14 protein-coding genes are annotated in these 20,721 nt (G+C 71.3%); 2 read left to right on the top strand and 12 right to left on the bottom strand.

What is annotated here, in order from left to right:
• Positions 1 to 102: 102 nt before the first annotated feature.
• Entirely contained in the window at positions 103 to 951 is an 849-nt protein-coding gene (locus tag M1203_RS20815) for a putative protein N(5)-glutamine methyltransferase (protein ID WP_249951255.1), read from the bottom strand.
• A 400-nt stretch (positions 952 to 1,351) separates the two neighbouring features.
• Between M1203_RS20815 and M1203_RS20820 the strand changes: the two genes are divergently transcribed.
• Complete coding sequence (locus M1203_RS20820) at positions 1,352 to 2,413, top strand: lytic polysaccharide monooxygenase (RefSeq protein WP_249951256.1); 1,062 nt, start codon at positions 1,352 to 1,354, stop codon at positions 2,411 to 2,413.
• Between the two features lie 111 nt (positions 2,414 to 2,524).
• Here M1203_RS20820 and M1203_RS20825 read toward each other — a convergent pair whose 3' ends face one another.
• The 9 genes from M1203_RS20825 to M1203_RS20865 form a co-directional block, all read right to left on the bottom strand.
• Entirely contained in the window at positions 2,525 to 3,412 is an 888-nt protein-coding gene (locus M1203_RS20825) for a triacylglycerol lipase (protein ID WP_249951257.1), read from the bottom strand.
• A gap of 189 nt (positions 3,413 to 3,601) precedes the next feature.
• A complete protein-coding gene (locus tag M1203_RS20830; protein ID WP_249951258.1) occupies positions 3,602 to 4,582 on the bottom strand; it encodes an ImpB/MucB/SamB family protein in 981 nt (326 codons plus the stop codon).
• A complete protein-coding gene (locus M1203_RS20835) occupies positions 4,579 to 8,076 on the bottom strand; it encodes a DNA polymerase III subunit alpha (RefSeq protein ID WP_249951259.1) in 3,498 nt (1,165 codons plus the stop codon). Before M1203_RS20835 ends, M1203_RS20830 begins: the two co-directional genes overlap by 4 nt.
• Before the next feature lie 348 nt (positions 8,077 to 8,424).
• Positions 8,425 to 9,507 (bottom strand): S1 family peptidase, encoded by a 1,083-nt coding sequence (locus M1203_RS20840; RefSeq protein WP_249951260.1) that lies wholly within the window; start codon positions 9,505 to 9,507, stop codon positions 8,425 to 8,427.
• A 295-nt stretch (positions 9,508 to 9,802) separates the two neighbouring features.
• Positions 9,803 to 10,618 carry a DUF1684 domain-containing protein gene (locus tag M1203_RS20845; RefSeq protein ID WP_249951261.1) on the bottom strand — a complete coding sequence of 272 codons (816 nt, stop codon included), beginning with the start codon at positions 10,616 to 10,618 and terminating at the stop codon, positions 9,803 to 9,805.
• Positions 10,615 to 11,964: an NtaA/DmoA family FMN-dependent monooxygenase gene (locus M1203_RS20850; RefSeq protein ID WP_249951262.1), complete on the bottom strand. Its 1,350-nt coding sequence runs from the start codon at positions 11,962 to 11,964 to the stop codon at positions 10,615 to 10,617. Before M1203_RS20850 ends, M1203_RS20845 begins: the two co-directional genes overlap by 4 nt.
• On the bottom strand, positions 11,961 to 13,094 hold the full coding sequence (locus tag M1203_RS20855) for an LLM class flavin-dependent oxidoreductase (RefSeq protein WP_249951263.1): 1,134 nt from the start codon (positions 13,092 to 13,094) through the stop codon (positions 11,961 to 11,963). Before M1203_RS20855 ends, M1203_RS20850 begins: the two co-directional genes overlap by 4 nt.
• A gap of 15 nt (positions 13,095 to 13,109) precedes the next feature.
• Positions 13,110 to 15,128, bottom strand: coding sequence for an FAD/NAD(P)-binding domain-containing protein (locus M1203_RS20860; RefSeq protein ID WP_249951264.1), 2,019 nt, complete (start codon positions 15,126 to 15,128; stop codon positions 13,110 to 13,112).
• A 415-nt stretch (positions 15,129 to 15,543) separates the two neighbouring features.
• Complete coding sequence (locus M1203_RS20865) at positions 15,544 to 16,749, bottom strand: DUF5685 family protein (RefSeq protein ID WP_249951265.1); 1,206 nt, start codon at positions 16,747 to 16,749, stop codon at positions 15,544 to 15,546.
• Positions 16,750 to 16,987: 238 nt separating this feature from the next.
• On the opposite strand from M1203_RS20865, the gene M1203_RS20870 reads away from it, so the two are divergent.
• Positions 16,988 to 17,422 carry a cell division protein SepF gene (locus M1203_RS20870; protein WP_249951266.1) on the top strand — a complete coding sequence of 145 codons (435 nt, stop codon included), beginning with the start codon at positions 16,988 to 16,990 and terminating at the stop codon, positions 17,420 to 17,422.
• A 38-nt stretch (positions 17,423 to 17,460) separates the two neighbouring features.
• Here the strand turns inward: M1203_RS20870 and M1203_RS20875 are convergent, their stop codons facing one another.
• Positions 17,461 to 18,702, bottom strand: a complete 1,242-nt coding sequence (locus tag M1203_RS20875) for an acyl-CoA dehydrogenase family protein (RefSeq protein ID WP_249951267.1) — start codon at positions 18,700 to 18,702, stop codon at positions 17,461 to 17,463.
• A gap of 162 nt (positions 18,703 to 18,864) precedes the next feature.
• Entirely contained in the window at positions 18,865 to 20,604 is a 1,740-nt protein-coding gene (locus M1203_RS20880) for an MFS transporter (protein WP_249951268.1), read from the bottom strand.
• Positions 20,605 to 20,721: the final 117 nt, after the last annotated feature.

Below are 20,721 nucleotides of genomic sequence, written 5' to 3' on the forward strand. Positions count from 1 at the left end.
CAGTACGTCCAGTACTGGGGAGACCCTCCGCCTTGCGATCGCACGCACCGGACGCCGCCGGGCCCGCCCTGCGGGCGGACGGCGCTACTTTGAAGACACGCCCTAGCGGGCGGGCATGGTTCCCACGACGACGGTGGCACACAGCTCCTCGGAGCGTGCCACGCGGGGGATCAGCCCGCTCCCGGCGACGGTCTCGACGGCGCGTGCCGCCTGATGCTCGCTCGTCTCGACCAGCAGGACCCCGCCCGGGGCCAGCCAGCGCGGCGCCTCCGCGGTCACGCGCCGCAGGACGTCGAGCCCGTCCGCACCACCGTCGAGCGCGACCCGTGCCTCGTGGATACGGGCCTCCTGGGGCAGCAGTCCGACCTCCTCGGTGGGTACGTACGGCACATTGGCGAGCAGGATGTCCACCCGGCCCCGCAGGGTGGCGGGCAGCGGGCCGTACAGATCGCCCTCGTACACCCGGCCGCCGACGGCCGCGACATTCCGCCGGGCGCAGCGCACCGCGGCCGGGTCGATGTCGGCGGCGTACAGCTCGGCCCGGCCCAGGATCCCGGCCAGCGCGGCGCCCAGCGCGCCCGAGCCGCAGCACAGGTCGACCACGACGGCTCCGGACCCGGCGAGGGCAGTGGCGGTGGCGGCGAGAGCCGCCTGCCGCACAAGGAACTCGGTACGGCGGCGGGGTACGAAGACCCCGGGGTCCACGGCGATGCGCTGTCCGCAGAACTCCGCCCAGCCGAGGACGTGTTCGAGCGGCAGACCGCCGACGCGCCGGTCCACCATGGCGGCGAGATCGTCCGGTGTCGCCGCCGTGGAGATGAGCAGCCGCGCCTCGTCCTCCGCGAAGACACAGCCGGCGGCGCGGAGCCTGGTGACGATGACGGACTCGGTCGCGGAAGGGGACGGAGAAGAAGACGGAGAGGGGGAAGAGGAAGGGGACGGAGCTGACATGAGAGGGGGGAGCCTTTCGGGATGCCGATGGGCACTCCCGGCGGTCAGCTATGCCTGCGGGACCGCTCGGCCGTGAGAAGGGAGCACCCGACCTGATACAGCGGTGATGGGTCTCGCCTCCTTCGGTAGGTACGTCCACAGCTCGTACTGCGCTGGTCACCCTACCCGTCCCGAGGGCTTCCGGGCGACTCCCCGGGGGCGTGACCGGGGCTTCCTGAGGGGTCTCTTAGCCGTTCCTTAAGCCGAGCATAAGGATCGCCGTCACCCGCTCCCGACCGCCGATTTCGCGGTTCTGGGCGGCTAGTTTGCTGATCGCTGGGGCGGTACGGCGACGGGGAGGTCACCTGCCGCTCCGGCTGTCCTCCTCCCCGCTGCCGCCGCTCCGAAGGAGAACCAGTTCATGACCGTTCGACGTACGGCCACCGGGATCGTCGTCCTCGGCCTCGCTCCGCTCGCGCTGGCCGGGCTCACCGCCGTGCCCGCCGCCGCCCATGGGTCGATGACCGATCCGGTCAGCCGGGTCGCCGCGTGTTTCGCCGAGGGGCCGGAGAGTCCGCGGTCGGCGGCGTGCAAGGCGGCGGTCGCGGCCGGCGGAACGCAGGCGCTCTACGACTGGAACGAGGTCAATATCGCCAACGCCGCCGGGAACCACCGGCAGTTGATCCCGGACGGCAAGCTGTGCAGCGCGGGCAAGGACAAGTACAAGGGGCTCGATCAGGCGCGTGGCGACTGGCCGTCGTCCGAGCTGGCGCCGGGCAACCGCACCTTCCGCTACAAGGCGACCGCGCCGCACCGCGGCTCCTTCGAGCTGTATGTCACCAAGGACAGCTATGACCCGGGCAAGCCGCTGAAGTGGTCGGATCTGGAGGAGAAGCCCTTCCTCAAGGTCACCGACCCGAAGCTGGAGAGCGGCGCCTATGTCTTCGACGGCATCGTCCCGAACAAGTCGGGCCGCCATCTGATCTACTCCATCTGGCAGCGCTCGGACAGTCCCGAGGCCTTCTACACCTGCTCCGACGTGGTCTTCGGACAGGACAACGGCGGAGCTGGCGGCGGGGCGCCGGCCGCTTCCGCGCCCACCGACGAGAAGATCGCGGAGGGTACGGAGAAGTCCACCGTCGAGCACAACGGCCATGGTGACCTCGGTACCGACGCGACGAAGGTCTCGGCGAAGGACACCCCGGACGCCCCGGACACCGCGGCCACCGCGGAGAAGCAGCCGGACACCAGCACCGACGCCTACCCCGACACCGATGCCGACGCCAACACCGAGGCCGGCGCCGAGGCCAACTCCCCCGAGGCGAAGAGCGCCGACGGTCAGGACACCCTCGCCGCGACCGGCGGCGACAGCACCACGTCATACCTCGCGATCGGTGGCGCGGCGGCGCTCGCCATCGGTGCCGCGGTGACCTTCGGAACCGCTCGCCGCAAGGCCGTATCGGGCGGGCGTCATAGCCGCTGACCCCCGCCGTACGGCACCCCGCACTGCCTTCCGCCACCGGGAACTCCCCGGCGGCGGAAGGCAGTCGTGTGTCTGCGGATGCAAGGGTCTACGGGGGTACGGGGGTACGGGTCAGCCGAGCACCGACGAGCAGGTGGTCGGGGTGGCACGGGCGGGATCGAGCGCGTTGGTCACCTCGTGGAAGGCGATCCTGTCGATCGTCCCGATCGCCACATGCTCGGAGAGATCGACCGGGCACAGATCCTGGAGCAGCACATTGCGTACGTCGGGGCCGGTCAGGAACTGCGACCGGTACGGGGTGACCACCTCGTCGTACCGGGTGGCTATCACGGTGTAGCGCACCCCGGGAACGGTGTCGCCACCCGCGTTGAGCTTGGTGAGGAAGGCGGATCCGGCCACCTGATCGGCGAGCCCGGGGGTCTTCTCGTCCAGCAGATCGCCCGCTCCGGGGAAGTACGGCAGCAGCCGGGTCAGCCCGAGCAGCGTGCTGCCGCGGTTGGAGGGGGCGAGGCCGACCAGGGCGTTCACCTTCGGCGCCCCGCCGAGGAACTTCAGGTAGTAGCGCGGCATCATGCCGCCCTGGGAGTGGCCGACGATATCGACCTTCGCGGCGCCGGTGGCCGCGAGCACCTTGTCGACATAGGTGGCGAGTTGCCCGGCCGAGGCGTCGATGGGGCCGAGGCCGTGGAAGAACGGGACGCCGGGGAGCTGCCCGTAGTCGAGCGAGAAGACGCAGTAGCCGCGGTTCACCAGATACGGGGCGAGGCCGAGCCAGTTGTCGACGGAGTTCCCGAGGGTGCCGTGGACCAGGACGACGGGACGGGGATGGGCGGCCGAGGGCTTGCAGGAGTAGTCGTTCCAGCCGCTGCTCGACGCGGAGAGAGCGGAAACGGCGGCGGTGGGGGTGGCGGTGGGCGCGGCGAGGGCGGGGGTGGCCAGGCATACAACGGCCAGCAGCAGCGCGGTCAGTGGTCCGAGCGCGCGCTTCCAGGGCAGCATCGTGTGATCTCCTTGCGGCTCAAGGGAAATGGCGATGACTGTCAGCCCTGTGGCCCGGACCACAAAGATGCTTCCGTTATGAAGTTACGCATGAGTAAGGTGAAGAAGGGAAGTTACGCGTCGGTAAAAAGTGCGACGCGCGGCACCGGTTTGTGCTGTCGGCGCTCATCCGCGACCGCGCACAAGCGGTCAGTTGGCCAGAGCCGCCGGCCGTACGGCCTCCGGCCCGAAGCGGCGACGCGCACGGTCCGCGGCGGCTTCGACCGCGCGAGCACGGGCGTCACCGGGATCCAGGGAGAGTTGACGGTAGGCACTGCCTGCCGACCACAGATCGTCGGCGCGGATCGCGAAGGCCCGGACCCGTGCCCGCTGCAGACCGAGAGCCGCCAGCAGACCCAGGGCGGCCACGGCGAGGGCGGGTGAGTGGTCGGTGGGTTCCGGGAGCGCGCGTGTGCGTGTGGTGGAGGTGCGATCGGCGTATCGCACCGTGAGGGCGATACGGCCGGCCACCCGGCCTTCACCGCGCAGGCGTTGACCGATCTGGCCGGCCAGCCCCAGGACGGCCCGATGGTGCTGTGCCGGATCGAGGCAGTCCCGGTCGAGCACGCGCTCGGCGGTCAGATGCGCCATCGGTTCCCTGGGGGTGACCGGGCGGGGGTCGTGACCTCGGGCGCGTTCGGCCAGCAGCCGCGCCTGGTCGACACCGAGAAGACGCTGGAGGGTCGCCGGGGACGTGCCGGCGACCTGACCGATGGTGTGCAGACCGTATCGGCCGAGCGTCGCCGCCGTGGCGCGGCCGATCCCGGGCAGTGCGGTGACGGGGCGCGGGTGGAGCCAGTCGGCGGCCCGTTCGGCGGGGACCCAGGTGGTCTCCCCCGGCGCGGAGGTGTCGGCCGCCATGACGGCGAGCATGCGGTTGCCCGCGAGTCCGGCGCTGCTGTCGATGCCGTAGAAGGCCTTCAATCTGAGCTTCGCCAACTGGACCGCGTCGTAGGGAGACAGGTCGAAGTACCGGAGCGCCGATGTGAGGTCGAGCTGGACGGCGTCGGGCGGGGCGGCCTGGACATGGGGCGTGATACCGGACATCAGTTCGATCAGATCACCGTACTGATCCTCGGCCGGTGCAGCGTGCAGATAGAGGTGGGCGATATGCCGCTGTCTCGTGGTCATCCCGCGCTCCCCGGGCTGGTGTGGCCGAACTTCTTCAGATCGGCCGAGCGGCTGCCGGGAGGCTGGAGGTCGGCGTACGGATGCAGACGGGCGCCGGTGGTGCCGTTGGCAAGGGTGCGCCGCGGCTGGGCGGGGGTCGGGTGCGGGCGGCTCTCGCCGAGGAGGGCGAGCGCGGCCTCGGGACCGTTGTCGCGGCGGGCGGCGGCGATCTCGTCCAGGTCCCAGGCCATGGTGCCGACGACGGTGCGGCGGGTGCCGCGCACCTGGACCGTGCCGCGCACCAGCAGCAGACCGCTGTGGAAGACGGTGTACGCGCAGGCCGGGTGGGAGTCCTCGAAGAACGCCAGGTCGACCAGGCCGGAGCCGTCCTCCAGGGTGACGAAGATGACGCGTTTGCCGCTGGCGATCGGCGGGGTCTGGGTGGAAGCCCGTACACCGGCGACGAGGACCTGCTGACCGGGGCGCAGCCCGGCCAGATGCGCCGCGTCGGTCGCGCCGATCTCGCGCAGCAGCCGGTGATGGTGCTCCATCAGATGCCTGGAGACGTCGATGCCGAGGGTGTTGAGCTCGGCGCTCAGGGCTTCGCGTCCGGTCATCTCCGGCAAGCCGCTCGGCTCCGCTCCGCCGACGGCGTTCGCGTCGATGGGCAGCTGGCCCTTGCCCGCGGACCGGGTACGGGACTGCCGGTGGAGTTCGGCGATCTGGAGCAGCAGATCGCGGCGTGTGAGGCGGCCGTCGTGCAGGCAGTTCAGGGCGCCGATCTCAGCGAGGCGTTCGGCGACCGGTCTGCTGGGATGGGCCCGTTGCCAGAAGTCCGACAGCGATCCGTACGGCCGGCCCTCCTCGATCCGGGCACACTCCTCCGCGCTGATGCCGTGCACCGCGGACAGTGCGAGCCGTACGCCCCAGCGCTCTCCGTCGGTCTTCTCCACGGTGTGCTTCACCCTGGAGTGGTTGACGTCGACGGACAGTACCGGCACACCGCGCCGACGGGCGTCGGAGACGAGGACCCGCTTGGGCCACATACCGGGGTCGTGTTCGAGGAGACCGGCCAGCAGGAACGCGGGGTAGTGCGCCTTGAGCCAGGCGCTCTGCAGGGCCGGTACGGCGAAGGCGACCGCGTGGGCCCGGCAGAAGCCGTAGGCGCCGAAGGCCTCGACGGTCTTCCAGACCTCGTCCCGGACGGTCGCGCCGTAGCCGCGCGCGCGTGCCTCCCGGTCGAACCAGTCCTTGATCCTGGGCAGTCGGTTCTTGTCGCCGAGTGCCCGCCGGGCGATCTCGGCCAGCGCACGGTCGCAGCCGGTCATCACCGACAACGTCTCGATGATCTGCTCGTGCCAGATGGTCACGCCATAGGTGTCGGCGAGTACCGGCTCCAGGTCCGGGTGGGGGTAGGACGGTGAGCCGCCGTGGCGCGCGGCGACGTACCGCTCGGGCATACCGCCGGCGACCGGCCCGGGACGGAAGAGGCTGATGTCGGCGATGACGTCCTGCGGATCGCGGGGCTGCAGCCGGGACAGCAGATCCTGCTGGCCGGGTGACTCAAGCTGGAACAGGCCCAGGGTCTGGCTCTCCTGGATGAGCTTGAACGCGAAGACGTCGTCGAGCGGCACCTGCTGGGGATCGTCCAGGTCGATGTGGTCGCCGGTGGTCCGTTCGATCTCGGTGACGGCGTGGGCCATCGCGGACTGCATCCGTACGCCCAGAACGTCCAGCTTGATGTTGCCCAGGTCCTCGATCTCCTCCTTCGCCGCCATCGCCATGGGGTAGTCGCCCTGGGGTGTGGGCTGCACCGGCAGCCGGTCCAGGAGCGTGGCGTCGCTGATGACCACCCCGCACGGGTGCATGGCCATGCCGTGGACCAGAGAGTCAAGGCCCTCGGCGAGCTCCCACAGCGGCCCGAACCGGTCCGCCTCGGCCGCCAGCTGCCGCAGTTCGGGAAGTTCGGCGAGCGCGCCGGTGATGTCCGAGGCTCTCAGGTGCGGGAAGCTCTTGGCGATCCGGTCGATGTCCGCGGGCGCGACGCCGAGGGCGAGGCCGGTGTCCCGCAGGGCCCGGCGGGCCCGGTAGGTCTCGGGCATCGCGGTGACCGCCACCCGTTCCTTGCCGAACCGGTCGAAGATCGCGTCGTAGCACTCCAGCCGTCTGGCGGACTCCACATCGATGTCGATGTCGGGCAGCGACCTCCTGCGCACGCTCAGAAAGCGTTCGAACAGCAGCCGGTGGTCGAGCGGGTTGGCCGTGGCGATGCCCAGCACATGACAGACCAGCGATCCCGCGCCCGAGCCGCGGGCCGCGACCCGGATGCCTTTCTCCCGGATGTCGGCCACGACCTGGCCGACGGCGAGGAAGTACGAGTCGTAGTCCAGCGTGGAGATCACATCGAGCTCTTCCTCCAGTCGAGCGAGCGCGGCGCGGTCGCGGTCCAGCCCTCGTCGGGTCATGCCGGCCTCGCACCGCCGGCGCAGCAGCTGCCCGGCTCCACCCGCCCCGGCTCCACCCGCTCCGGCTCCACCCGCCCCGGGTCCACCCGCCCCGGGTCCGACGCCGAAGAGCGACGGTTCCGGAAAGTGCGGCGTGCCCAGCCCGAGGTCCGCCGCGGGGTCGACCGCGCACATGGCCGCCGTGGCGGCGGTGTCCGCCATCAGACGACGGGCCCGCCGGTCATCCGCTCCGGCGCATTCGGCGATCATCCGCGCGATGACCGTCATCGCCCTCTCGTCCTTCAGCCAGCGCTGTCCGCTGTCCAGCCGGCGCCGGTCGATCGGCCGCAGCAGCCTCGCGGCGTCCAGGACATCGGCGAGCCGGTGCTGGTCCGGGTCGGCGTAGCGGACGGCGTTGGAGAGCACCGCGGTGGTGTGGGTGCGGTCGGCCAGTGCCAGGGTCCTGGCAGCGAGCCGAAGCGATCCGGGCCCGATCCCGAAACGTTTATGCACAACAGCTTCCAGCCTGAGTCCTTCACCGAAGATCTCCTGCCACGGCGCCAGCAGCTTCACCGCGACGTCCTCGCGCCCGGCCGCCAAGGCCCGCACCGGCTCCGAGAGCGGTCCGAGCAGCACGGTCAGGCCGGGGCCGCCGTGCTCGCGCAGCGCCTCCCACGGCACCACTGGTGCCGTACCGGATACGGCACCGGCATGGGCGGCCGACGTGATGCGGCACAGCCGCGCCCATCCCGCCCGGTTCCGCGCCAGCAGAACGAACCGCAGCGGCGGCTCGACGACATGCGCGCCACCGCGCGCCGGGGTGCGGCGCCGCTGGACCGGCGGCGGGGGCGCAAGGGCCTCCACCGCCAGATCGACCCCGAAGACCGGCCGAACGCCGGCCCCGGCGCACGCCCGCGCGAACCGGACAAGACCGGTGACCGTGTCCCGGTCCGTGAGCGCGAGCGCCGTCACGCCCCGCTCGGCCGCCCGCCGGACGAGCTGTTCGGGGTGGGCGGCTCCATAGCGAATGGAGTAACCGGACGCGACGTGCAGATGGGCGAAGCCCGCCATGTCGCACCTCCATCACTCCACCCCTTTTCGGTCATACGCCCGATATGTTCATCGTACGCTCGTTCGATTACTCTAACCCCATCCGCCCAGGTCAGCGACCAGATTCGAACGCGCAAACGATTCCCGGGGCGAGGGACAGCACCCGAGGCAGGCGCCATCCCGTCACCTCCTCGGCCAGGCAGCGCAGTTGAGGGAGAGCCCCGATCGAGGCGCACGAGGGAGCGACGGTTCGCGACACCAAAGACACTCTCCGTAACGAATGGAACACACAGAGAGGCCCGGCCCACCACAGGTCGTGGTGGGCCGGGCCCCTCCGTCAAGCGGGTTCGGCCGGCTCAGCGGGTTCGGTCAGCCGATCTGTGCTCCGTACGCGGCGAGCGCCTCCGGCACCGGCTGGAAGAACGTCTCACCACCCGAGGAGCAGTCGCCGCTGCCGCCCGAGGTCAGCCCGAGCGCGGTGTCGCCCGCGAAGAGCGAGCCGCCGCTGTCGCCCGGCTCGGCGCAGACCGTGGTCTGGATGAGCCCGTTGACGATGTCGCCGTTGCCGTAGTTCACGGTGGCGTCGAGCCCGGTGACCTCACCGTCGTGCACCTGGGTGGTGGAGCCGCTGCGGGTCACCTGCTGGCCGACGGTCGCGTCGCCCGCCTTCGTGATCGCCTGCGTGCTGCCGTCGTAGAGGTTCACCTCGCTCGGGTGCTCCACCTCGGCGGTGTACTTGACCAGGCCGTAGTCGTTGTCCGGGAAGCTGGACCCCTCGTTCGTCCCGATCTCGGTACCCTGCGCGTCCGACCAGGTCTGGATGGACTCCGTGCAGTGCCCGGCGGTCAGGAAGTACGGCGCGCCGTCCTTGACCACATTGAAGCCGAGCGAGCAGCGCCCGCCGCCGCCCGTGATGGCGTCACCGCCGGAGACGAAGGGCTTGAACTCCCCCGCCGTCCTCTTCAGTTCGGCCTTGTCGCCGAGCGCCTTCACCACGCCGCTGAGCTTGTCCCAGGACTCACCCGTGACCGTACGGTCGGCCGTGACGACCATCTTGTTGGTCACCGGGTCGACGGCCCAGGACGTACCCGGGACGGTCGCCCGGTCCGTGAGGGTTTGCCGGGCGCTCTTCAGCTCGGCCAGGGAGTTCTGAACCAGTCTGGCCTTGCCGCCGGCCTGGCGCACGGCCTCGGCCGCCCGCTCGTTGACGACATTCACCACGAGCGCCTTCGACTCGGCGTCGTAGTACGCGCCGGCCGCGTCGGCGCCCAGGCTGTCATCCAGGGTGGACGCGAGAGTTCCGGCCGCCGTGGCGGTCAGCGACTTCACCGTGAACTGGGGCGTGCCCTCAGTGGCGTTCGCAGTCTGGAAGGTGAAACCGGCGACCACCAGAGCGGCCACGGCACCTCCCGCCAGCGTCACTCGCTTTTTCGATATGCGTCGATGATTCAACGTCAGCCTCCTGTGGGGGGACCGTGTCAGGCCATGTGGGGTGTCCTGACACGGAGGATGAGGCGCCCACTATTCCGAAACCGACCAGTAACACACAAGGTCGACTTCAGGACCGGTGTGCCCGACGGCCGTTGTACGCGACGCGGTCGAACGACCGCTTCCGGGCAGGGCGGTTCCATATGCGAACACCCGGTGCGATCGCCGTGTCATCAGCGGGTGAGGACTAGTCCTGTCTTGAATTCGCCCTTGCCTCCTGGCGTGATCCCGGGCAGCCCCGGGGGTGCCACCTCGCGTCTCAGCCCGGCAACAGGTCGCGCTCGCCCGCCGTCACGGCGATCGGGAGAGTGTTGCCGGGCGGCGGGAACGGGCAGATGAAGTGGTCCGCGAAGGCGCACGGCGGCAGCAGGGAACGGTTGAAGTCGACCGTCACCGTCCCGTCCGCCGCGGGAGCGGTGGGCCGCAGGAAGCGGAAGCGGTAACTCTCCTTCCCGCTGGTGGTATCGGCGAAGACCGCCCAGAGGGAGCCGTCGGGCTCGACCGCGACCTGGAGGGTGTGCTCCGTACCGTCGACGGTGAAGGCGATCTCACCGCCGAGCCCGAGGCCACGTTCCCGCCCGTCGGCGTTCTCGACCCGCACGGTGCGGCTCGTGCCGTACGGCCGGAAGCGGCCCGGCAGCGTCCAGTCGGGGTCGTACGGCGTGGTCTCGACGCCCCGGAACGCGCGCCGCGCGGCGGACTCCGGGTCGAAGGAACGGACGGCCCAGAGCCCTTCGCGGCGCAGCACGACGAGCCTGCGCCCGCCGGCCGCGATCCGGGACTCCTCGGACGGGCCGCGGTCGGCGGTCAGCCGGATCTCGCCGTCGAGCCGTCGGCCGTCGGCGGTCAGGCCGTCTCCGTCCGCCGCCGTCAGCACCACCTCGTCACCGTCCTCGTCCGCGCGCCACACCCCCGGAACATCCGGAAGACGACCTTCCGGATGGTCGGCGAGCCAGTGCGTGCCGGTGAGCGAGAGCGGTCCGTACGGCGCCGAGACGGCGGTCGCCCGGCGCTCGCGCCAACTCTCCCATTCCTGAACGGCTATGGGGGAAACGTCGGATACATCCGTGCTCATGCTGCTGAACCCTTCTGTTCGGGTGCGGGAAGCCCGAGATGTGAGCGCAGGGTGGTGCCCTCGTATTCCGTACGGAAGACCCCGCGCTCCTGGAGGAGCGGTACGACCCGGTCCACGAAGTCGTCCAGACCGCCCGGGGTCAGATGCGGTACGAGAATGAATCCGTCCGCCGCCCTGGTCCGTACGAAGGTGTCAAGGCTCTCGGCGACGCTCTCCGGGGTGCCGATGAAGGACTGCCGCGCGGTGGTCTCGATGACGGTCCCCCGGATGGAGAGCCCCTTGGCCTCGGACAGCGCCCGCCACTTGGCCGCGACGGCGAGCGCGTCACCGTGCCGCACCCGGCCCTGGACCAGTTCGGAGTCCGGGTCGGGATCGATGCCGGGCAGCGGCCCGTCCGGGTCGTACGCCGACAGGTCCCGCCCCCAGACCTGCTCCAGGGCGAGGATCGCGTTCTGCGGGGAGACCTGCTGTCCGCGGATCTCGGCGGCCCGTTCCTGCGCCTCGGAATCACTGTCGCCGAGGACGAAGGTGACCCCCGGCATGATCTTGAGATCGTCCGGGTCCCTGCCGTACTTCGCCAGCCGGGACTTGGTGTCGGCGTAGAACTCGCGGCCCGCCTCCAGGGTGCCGTGCCGGGTGAAGATGACATCGGCGGCGGAGGCGGCGAACTCCCGGCCCTCCTCCGAGTCGCCCGCCTGGATCACCACGGGGTGGCCCTGCGGCGAGCGCGGGACGGTGAACTCCCCCTCGATCTCGAACTGCCGCCCGGAGTGGGCGAACGGGCGCGGTGCCCCGTACGGGGCACCGGGCGCGGGCGGGGTCCAGGAGTCCCACAGCTCCCGCGCGGTCGCGACGAACTCGGCGGCCCTGGTGTAGCGGTCGGCGCGGTCGAGATAGCCGCCGCGCCGGAAGTTCTCCCCGGTGAAAGCGTCGGAGGACGTCACCACGTTCCAGGCGGCACGGCCCGCGCTGAGATGGTCGAGTGTGGCGAGCCTGCGGGCCAGTTCATAGGGCTCGTTGAAGGTGGCGTTCACGGTGGCGGCGAGACCGAGCCGGTCGGTGACGGCGGCCAGCGCGCTCAGCACGGTGAGGGATTCGGGACGGCCGACCACGTCCAGATCGTGGATGAGGCCCTTGTGTTCACGCAGCCGCAGCCCTTCGGCCAGGAAGAAGAAGTCGAACTTCCCGCGCTCCGCCGTACGGGCCAGCGCCTCGAAGGAGGAGAAGTCGATCTGGGACCGGGAGCGGGGGTCGGACCATACGGTGGTGCTGTTGACCCCGGGAAAGTGCGCGGCGAGATGGATCCGCCTGCGTGCGGTACGGGATGTGTCGGTGTCGATGGTCATGAGGTTCCCCCGGCGGGCGCGTACTGGTTGGCCGGGCGCGCGAGGTTCAGATGCTCGCGGAGCGTGCCGCCCGGATGGAAGGCGCGGAACAGACTGCGGTGCTGGAGCAGCGCCACCGTCCCGTTGACGAGCCGTTCGAGATCGCGTCGCGGCTCGGCGGGGGTGAGGTGGAAACCGTCCACGGCACCGGTGCCGTGCCAGGTGGTGATCAGGTCGGCGAGATCGACGGGGCCGCCGCGGTAGTGCGGTCCGGTGTCGCCCGCCGTGGTGCGCGGCGCGCTCTCCAGGCCGGGTTCCAGCGGGCGTTCGCCGTCGCCGAGATCGATGGTGAGCGCGGCGAGCACCCGCGGTGTGCCGGGAGCACGGCCGTGGTCGGCGGCCCGTGACCGGAGCTCCTCCCGGATCGCCGCCGCCTCGTCGGGCCGGCCGGCCCTGACCAGGACGACATCCGCGTGGCGCGCGGCGGTCTCCCTGCTGTGCCCCTCGGTCGCGTCGACCACGGTGACGGGGTGGCCCTGCGGCGGGCGCGGCACGATGGACGGGCCGCGGACCGTGAACGTGGCCCCCTCGAAGTCGACATAGTGCAGCTTGTCGCGGTCGATGAAGCGCCCGGTCGATATGTCGCGGATCTCGGCGTCGTCCTCCCAGCTGTCCCAGAGCCGGGCGGCCACATCGGCCACCTCGCCGGCCTCCTGCCACAGGGCGGGGACGGTCCCGGCCGGGCGGCGGCCGAACAGCCGGGCCTCCGCAGGGGTGGTGGACACATCGACCAGCCAGCCGGCCCGGCCGCGGCTCACCCAGTCCAGGGTGGCCACGGCCGCCGAGACATGGAACGGCTCGGTGTGGGTGGTGGTGACGGTGGGCACGAGCCCGATGCGCTCGGTCGCGGGCGCGACCCGGGACAGCACGGCGAGCGCGTCAAGGCCGGGCCGCGCGAAGGTGTCCTGGAGCGTGACGAAGTCGAGGGCGCCCCGCTCGGCGAGCCGGGCGAGTTCGACGTACCACGCCGCGTCGTAGGACCGCTGACCGCCGATCTCGGCGGCGAGATACAGCGGCCGGTGCGGCGCGTTGTGCGGTGGGTTGTGCGGTGAGTTGTGCGGTGAGTTGTGCGGGGATGGGGTGGCGGACATGGCGGGCCTTACCTTTCAGCTTCGGACGGGCAGCCCGTCCGGCGGTTGAGGAGCCGAAGCGGCCGTGGACGGTGCGCCCGCGGGCGGGGTGGCCAAAGGCGCCCCGGCCGGGGGCCGCGCGAGGCCGGCGAGCAGGGTGAGCGCGGCCCTCGCGGTGGCGTCGTTCTGCCGGAACGCGGGGCCGCCCGTACGCGGCCGGGTGAAGGCGCCGCTGGACCGGGCGGTGGTGTAGGGACCGAGCGCGAAGCGGCGGGGATGCGGGGTGCCGTCACGCTCCAGCAGCCGCCCGTCGTCCGGGTCGACCCGCACCAGACCCGCCGAGATCGCGGCGGCCCCCTCCTCGTACAGGGCGCGCAGCAGCGGGCTGCGGGTGCGCTCGGGCGAGGGATCGGGCAGCCGCGCCTCGACCAGCGCCCGCGCCTCGACGTACTCCCCCGGTACGACGGCGCTGCCCGCCCGGAAGATCCCCCGCCGCCCGTCGGCCTCGACCGACATGTCCGCGCCCAGGAAGCGGACGATCCCGGCCTTGGAGAGCGCGAGCAGCTGGCGCAGCCGGGGTCCCGGCGGGCCGGAGGCGAGATAGCTGAAGAAGCCGTGCCAGCCGCCGCCCGGATCGCCGCGGTCGCCGAGGCGGATCAGCTGGCCGTAGACGGAGAGCAGCCCGAGGAAGACGGCGAGGTCCGCGCTGTGTGCCGGGTCGTGCCGCCGGGCCAGATCCGCGCGGATGTAGGCGCGCAGTCCGTCCTGGAGCGCGTCGTGGGAAGGGAAGCGCAGCCCGTCCAGCGGCCGGTCGAGGGCGGCGAGATCGAGCCGGTCGGCGGGGTCGGGCACGGCCGCGCCGACCAGGGCGTCCAGCTCGGGGCCGCCGGGATCGGCGGCGGCGTACTTCTCCTCGAAGTCGGTCCAGTCGACACGGGTGCGCTCGGGATGCGCGGTGAAGAGGCGGTGGTAGTGCGCGAAACCGAGTTCCTTGTCGATCAGCGGCCGGACATCGCGCGCGAAGTCGGGCGGCACCGGCCGGCTCAGCAGTTCGTCGATCTGCTCGGGCCCGAGGAAGCGGGGCAGCGGGGGCCGTTCACCGGTCAGCCCGTAGCCGATCTTGGAGTGGTACGGGACACCGCGCCGCGATCCGACGTACAGGACCGGTTCGCGTCCCGACGGGTGGTAGACCAGCTCCCCGTCGTCGCGGTCGGCGTTCCCCGAGTACCGTCCGCCGCGCCCTTCGGTGACGAGCACCATCAGATCGACGAAGGCGAGTCCGAGGCCGCGGACGAGGACGGGTTCGCCGGCGGGCAGGACGGACAGATCGCTGTCCGCGGTGAAGTCGGGCGGCAGATGGATCAGTCCGTGTTCCTCCGCGAACCGGCCCAACTCCACCTGTTCCGCGTCCGGTTCGGCGTCGAGATGGCCGAGGGTCAGCACGACGAGGTCGGCGAGGAGCGGTTCGGTACGGTCCGCCAGCCAGACGCGCTGGCGTCCGCCGCGCGGACCGCTGACGCGTACGGCTTCCGTGCGGTGCCTGTGGACGGTGACACCGGGCGGCAGTGCGGCGACGGTCTGTTCGTACACCCAGCTCAGATAGGCGCTCTGCACCCGGCGGCTGGGGAAGGTCTGGCCGGTGAGGGCGGCGATCTCGGCGCGCAGCCCGGAACTCGACGCGGCGAGCGCCGATTCGGCCGCCTCCGACTCGGCGGAGAGCCGCGCCCTGCCCTCCCTGATGTCCCGTGCCCATGCGTGCAGCGCGGGTCCGTGCCGCACCGGACCGGCCAGGGCCACCGTGTCATCGGTGAACATGGTCACGTCCTCGGCCATGGAGTTCATCCAGAGCAGCGGCGACTGATCATGGCGCCAGACCCGTCCGGCGCCCGGCGGATGCGGGTCCACGAGATGGATGTCCAGCGGGGGACCGTCGTACAGGGAAGGGGCGTTGGCGGCGATCCGCTCCAGAAAACCCGTGCCGCGCGGGCCCGCCCCGACCACGACTATGGACGGTGTCAGGGGTGCGGTGCGGACGGTGGCCGAGGACAGGGGCATGCGAAGGCTCCGTGGATACAGCGATCGAACACGGGAGTGCCTTCACAGAAAACGCGGGCGGACCGAGCCCCTCAGCACGATCCGCTTGTCCGTACGAGGCTATGCGGTGTGTACGGCCCGTTGTCAAGCTTGTCCGTACTGTGAGCCGTCCGTCCCGGCTCGGTTGACGCGGAAACGGATGCCTGCTCCACTTGGCTCATGCATTCGCAGCAGTGGCTGGTCACGCGCTCCCACATCGACTTCGGTCGCGTGTGGTCCTCTTCCTGTTGAGCTGACGCCCTGCACGGCCTCCCGGTACTTCCGGCGCTCACGCGCCGTCTCCCCGCGTGCCTTCACACGCAGAGCGCCACACCGCTCCCTCCCCCTCGCATGGGCGCCCGGTCCCGTACGGACGCCGGTCCCGTACGGACGTCCGTCATGCTCCGCAGTCGCAGCAACTACACGCATCACAGCAGTCGCAGCTGTCACAACAACAGTCAATGCGGTCGGACCAGTCACAGCAGCCCTCACGCTTCTTGCGTGACCACGGGCCCTCGTACTCGTCCGCACAACAGAATCGACAGGTGCAGCAGAGCCCGATGAAGACCGCGCAACCGGCCAGGAATCCGCGCTTGCCCGGCCTCGGAGGTGGCAGCTGCCCGAAGCCGGGCGGCAACCCGCCGGGGCCCTGGCCGCCGTGCGGGCCGTCGGAACCGCCCTGACCGTCATGGCCTTCGTGCGCGCAGGCCGTCGTGCCGAAAGCGCGGTCGACCGACGCCCGCAGTTCGTGCGCCAGCAGCACATGCGCCAGCCTGCCGTCGGTGAACTCCGCGTCCCGCAGCGCCAGCCGGATCCCGCGCACCGCGTCGTCGGCGAGCCGCCGTGCCTCCGTGCGGGACGTACCGGTCGCGGTGAGCGGATTCCACGCGCCCGACGCGGCGTCGGCCGACTGGTCCTCCACGGCGTCCAGCAGATGCGCGAGCCGCCCGAAGAGCCGTCCGGCCTCGGCCAACGGAGCGCGGTTGCCCGGCCGCCCCGCCAGGACGGCGGTGTACGCGAAGGCCGCGGCGGTCGCCGTCTCGGTCGGTTCGGTGAGGGTGAGCAGAGGTGTGCCGCGGTGGGCCAGCGCCTCGATCCCCTGCTGCCGCTCGACGGCGTCGACCAGTACGGCCGTGTCGAACCCGAGCTCCGCGCCGGTGCGCGCGCCCGCCCTGTCCCAGCCGTGGGCGACCCGGCGCGCGGCGGCGGCCAGCGGCCGGCGCCTCAACAGCCCGTCCCCGTCGGCGACGTGGTCCCGGATCTTCGCCGAGGCGAGCACCAGTGACACGGAGGCGGCGAGCCGCGCGCCCTCGCCCCTGGCTATCGGCGCCGTACGCATACCGCGCAGCGGACAGGGGCCCGCCGTGCGCCGCTGCCGCGCGGTGCGTTCGGTCTGAGCCTCCGTCAGAACCGAGACGATCAGCCCGTCGTAGTTGGTGACGACCCGGGAGAACTGTCCGTGGTCCGCGCGAAGTGCCAGACAGAGCCCGCAGAGATGGGCCATCCACTCGGCCTTGAGCCCATCGGCGAGCCGATGCGTACATGGTCTGACGATTCCGAACACGACAGTCCCCCGAGAGTCGTTCACAAGTGCGTGACGCATCGTACCGAGCGATCGGTTCACCCGTACGTCCCCAGCGTCACCCATCTGGCCGGAACGTAATATTTTGTACCGACTCAGGGCCTGTACGCTGGAAGAACCTTGACGAACCGCCACATCTTCTGCACCAGTACCGTCACGAATCATCTGCGCGCCGACTATCCCCTTGGCGCGCGATCCGCATGATGGTCGACCATAGGGATAAGGGAACGTCATGTGACCGCGGTGAAAGGAGGCGTCCATGGGATCGGTGCGCAAGGCGAGTGCCTGGCTGGGCCTCGTCGAGGACAACGACGAGCGTTACTACGACGACGAGTACGCCGAGGGTGCGGAGAACAGCGACAACTGGCGGACCGACCCGCGCGTACGGGTCGTCGCCGAGGCCGCTCCTGAGCAGGACCGCAGGATCGCCACCGTCTCCCCGGACAGCTTCCGGGACGCCCGGACCATCGGCGAGCTCTTCCGGGCCGGCACCCCGGTCATCATGAACCTCACGGCCATGGACCCCGCCGACGCCAAGCGCGTGGTGGACTTCGCCGCCGGACTGATCTTCGGGCTGCGCGGCTCGATCGACCGCATCGCCACCCGGGTCTTCCTGCTGAGCCCCGCCGACACCGAGATCGTCACCGGCGAGGCCGCGGGCCGCGGCAAGGACGGCTTCTTCAATCAGAGCTGAGCAGGGCGCTCACCGGCTCCGCCCGGTCCCGCACGGGGTCACCGGAAGGCGTCGAGGCCGGTGAGCGCCTTGCCCAGGACGAGTTGGTGCATCTCGACGGTGCCCTCGTACGTCAGCACCGACTCCAGGTTCGTGGCATGGCGCATCACGGGGTACTCCAGCGAGATCCCGTTGGCGCCGAGGATGGTCCGTGAGGTGCGGCAGATCTCGATCGCCTCCCGCACATTGTTGAGCTTGCCGAAGCTGACCTGCTCGGCACGGAGCCGGCCCGCGTCCATGCGCCGCCCCAGATGGTGGGCGAGCAGGATGCCCTTGTGCAGTTCGAGTGCCATGTCGGCCAGCTTGGCCTGGGTGAGCTGGAAGCCGCCGATCGGCCGGCCGAACTGCTCCCGGGTCCCGGCGTACTGAAGCGCCGCTTCGAAACTGGCGCGCGCCGCGCCCATCGAGCCCCAGACGATGCCGTACCGCGCATGGCTCAGACAGCTGAGCGGGCCGCGCAGTCCGGTGACCTCCGGGAGAACGGCGTCGGCGGGCAGCCGTACGTCATCGAGCACCAGCTCGCTGGTGACCGAGGCTCGCAGCGACCACTTGTGGGTGATCTCCGGAGCCGAGAAACCGGGGGTGCCGGCCGGGACCAGAAACCCGCGGATGCCCTCGTCGGTCCGCGCCCAGACGACGGCGACCCCCGCCACCGAGCCATTGGTGATCCACATCTTGCGGCCGTTGAGCACCCAGTCGGAGCCGTCCCGCTTGGCGTAGGTGCGCATTCCGGCCGGGTCGGAGCCATGGTCGGGCTCGGTGAGTCCGAAGCAGCCGATGATCTCGCCCGCGGCCATGCCGGGCAGCCACCGCCGCTTCTGCTCCTCGGAACCGAAGCGGTGGATCGCGTACATGGCGAGCGAGCCCTGTACGGAGACGAGCGAGCGGATCCCGGAGTCGGCGGCTTCCAGCTCCAGACAGGCGAGTCCGTACTGGACCGCGGTGGCGCCCGCGCAGCCGTACCCGGTCAGGGACATCCCGAGGGCGCCGAGTCCGCCGAGCTCCCGGGTCAGTTCACGGATCACGGGCAGCTCGCCGCGCTCGTACCACTCGGCGATATGCGGCAGGACCCGGTCGGCGGCCCAGGTCCGTACGGTGTCCCGGATCGCCAGGTCCTCGGGTTCGAGCAGATCGTCGAGACCGAGGGGGTCGCCGGGGTCGAAGGGCGGGGGCTTGACCGAAGAAGGCGCGGAGGGCGCGGGGGGCCCGGAAGCGGCGGACGGTGCGGACGGTGCGGACATGGGACGGCCTCCGGCGGCTCGCACGACATCGGACGACTCGGACAAGCCGTAACTAGCAGCGCTAGTCACGGCTCGGTGACGACGTTACGACTCAGTGTGCCGCGCGTCCATGCCCCGCCCGCGTCAAACGTCCCCGGGCCGGATCCATCCGCCGGACAGGGCCTAGCGGGAGCCGCGCCCCACCGGGACGGCCGCCTCCGAGGACTCACGGGCCGCAGTCGGCGCTCTGCGCGGCCGGGGCGGTCGCTGTTCCCGCGGCCGGGACGGCGGCGCCTTCCCGGACTCGGGCGCCTCGTCACGTGCCTCGGACGCCTCCGCGGACTGCCGCTTCTCGGCACCCGGCTCCTCGGCGGCGCGCGGCGGACACTCCATGACCCTGGGCAGCCGCAGCGCGGCCAGCGCGCCGAGCAGCAGCAGGCCGGCGCTGACGAGCAGCGTGACATGCAGGCCGTGGACGAACGAGTGGCGCGCGGCGGTACGCAGTGTCTCCCCCGCGGGTCCGCCGAGCCTGGCCGCCACCTGGTAGGCCTCGCCGAGCGAGTCGGACGCCGCGGAACCCGCCGCCGCCGGCACGCCCCTCACCGACGCCAGCGCGGGCGCGTACACGGCGTTCATCACGCTGCCGAGCAGGGCGATCCCCATGCCCGCGCCCAGCTGGTACGAGGTCTCGCCGATGGCCGCGGCCCCGCCCGCCTGGTCCGCGGGAGCCTCGCTGAGCATCGATTCGTACGCGCCGAAGAGCGTGGTCTGGAGCCCGAAACCGAGCAGCACGAACGCCGCGGTCAGCAGCCCCGGCCGGTCGTGCTGGCCCATCAGCGTCAGCATCAGCACGGCGCCCGCGGTCAGCACGAAGCCCCAGGCCACCATCCGGCGCGGCCCCACCCGGCGCAGTGTGGCCGAGCCGGTGACCCCCGCCGCCATGGCGGCGAAGGTGAGCGGTAGCAGCCGCAGCCCGGTCTCCAGCGGGCTGAGTGCCAGCACGAGCTGGAGGTACTGGACGGCGATCAGCTGGAGGCCGACCAGGGCCAGCATGGCGAGGACGATGCAGCCGACGGAGGTGGAGAACGTCGGCCTGGCGAACATCCGCATATCGATCAGCGGATGCGCCCTGCGCCGCTGTCTGCGGACGAAGAGGACGAGAAGAGCCACGCCGACACAGAGCGGGCCGAGGGTCTCGGGGCCGAGCGGCCCTTCCCCGGCACCGAGCCGCTTCACCCCGAAGACCACGCCGAGCACTCCGGCCGCGGCCATCAGCGCGCCCAGCACGTCCCAGGGCCCGTCACCGGGGCCCTTCGACTCGGGCAGCACCAGCCGGCCGAGCGGCAGCAGGAGCGCCAGCAGCGGGATATTGATCAGGAAGACCGAGCCCCACCAGAAGTGCTCGACGAGGAAGCCGCCGAGCACCGGGCCGAGGGCGGCACCGACCGCGGCGACCGCGGTCCAGACACCGATGGCCATGGCGCGCTCGCGCCGGTCGGGAAAGACATCACGGAGGATGGAGAGCGTCGCCGGCATGATCATCGCGCCGCCGACACCGAGCAGGGCACGCGCCCCGATCAGTACGAGCGGTGTATCGGCGAGGGCCGCGACGGCCGAGGCCACCCCGAAGAGCGCGTAGCCCATCAGCAGGACCCGGCGTCTTCCGATGCGGTCACCCAGCGTGCCGAAGAGGATCAGCAGCGCGGCGCAGACCAGTGGATACGCGTCCACGATCCAGAGCAGCTCGACGCCGCTGGGCCTGAGGTCGGCGGTGACGGCCGGGACGGCGACATGCAGCACGGTCGCGTCCAGCGCGACCAGCAGCAGGCTCACACAGAGGACGACCAGGACGATCCAGCGGTTGGCACCGCCGCGGGCCCCGGCCGCGCGCAGCCGTGCGCCGGCCGTGGTGCTCCCGGACATCTGAGTACCTCCCAATGCGTCCCTCGCGCTCGGTGGGCCAACGGGGACACTGGTCCCTCGGGGTGGCCCGGCATCGACGGGCGAGTGAGCCGCCAGCGTACGCGAGTGAACGTACGT

It is taken from the genome of Streptomyces sp. 35G-GA-8 (assembly GCF_023534745.1).
Taxonomy (GTDB): domain Bacteria; phylum Actinomycetota; class Actinomycetes; order Streptomycetales; family Streptomycetaceae; genus Streptomyces.

Bases quoted from the DNA above. Each gene is read 5' to 3' on its own strand.
- M1203_RS20815 (WP_249951255.1), bottom strand. From the start codon at position 951: ATGTCAGCTCCGTCCCCTTCCTCTTCCCCCTCTCCGTCTTCTTCTCCG.
- M1203_RS20820 (WP_249951256.1), top strand. From the start codon at position 1,352: ATGACCGTTCGACGTACGGCCACCGGGATCGTCGTCCTCGGCCTCGCT.
- M1203_RS20825 (WP_249951257.1), bottom strand. From the start codon at position 3,412: ATGCTGCCCTGGAAGCGCGCGCTCGGACCACTGACCGCGCTGCTGCTG.
- M1203_RS20830 (WP_249951258.1), bottom strand. From the start codon at position 4,582: ATGACCACGAGACAGCGGCATATCGCCCACCTCTATCTGCACGCTGCA.
- M1203_RS20835 (WP_249951259.1), bottom strand. From the start codon at position 8,076: ATGGCGGGCTTCGCCCATCTGCACGTCGCGTCCGGTTACTCCATTCGC.
- M1203_RS20845 (WP_249951261.1), bottom strand. From the start codon at position 10,618: ATGAGCACGGATGTATCCGACGTTTCCCCCATAGCCGTTCAGGAATGG.
- M1203_RS20850 (WP_249951262.1), bottom strand. From the start codon at position 11,964: ATGACCATCGACACCGACACATCCCGTACCGCACGCAGGCGGATCCAT.
- M1203_RS20855 (WP_249951263.1), bottom strand. From the start codon at position 13,094: ATGTCCGCCACCCCATCCCCGCACAACTCACCGCACAACTCACCGCAC.
- M1203_RS20860 (WP_249951264.1), bottom strand. From the start codon at position 15,128: ATGCCCCTGTCCTCGGCCACCGTCCGCACCGCACCCCTGACACCGTCC.
- M1203_RS20865 (WP_249951265.1), bottom strand. From the start codon at position 16,749: ATGCGTCACGCACTTGTGAACGACTCTCGGGGGACTGTCGTGTTCGGA.
- M1203_RS20870 (WP_249951266.1), top strand. From the start codon at position 16,988: ATGGGATCGGTGCGCAAGGCGAGTGCCTGGCTGGGCCTCGTCGAGGAC.
- M1203_RS20875 (WP_249951267.1), bottom strand. From the start codon at position 18,702: ATGTCCGCACCGTCCGCACCGTCCGCCGCTTCCGGGCCCCCCGCGCCC.
- M1203_RS20880 (WP_249951268.1), bottom strand. From the start codon at position 20,604: ATGTCCGGGAGCACCACGGCCGGCGCACGGCTGCGCGCGGCCGGGGCC.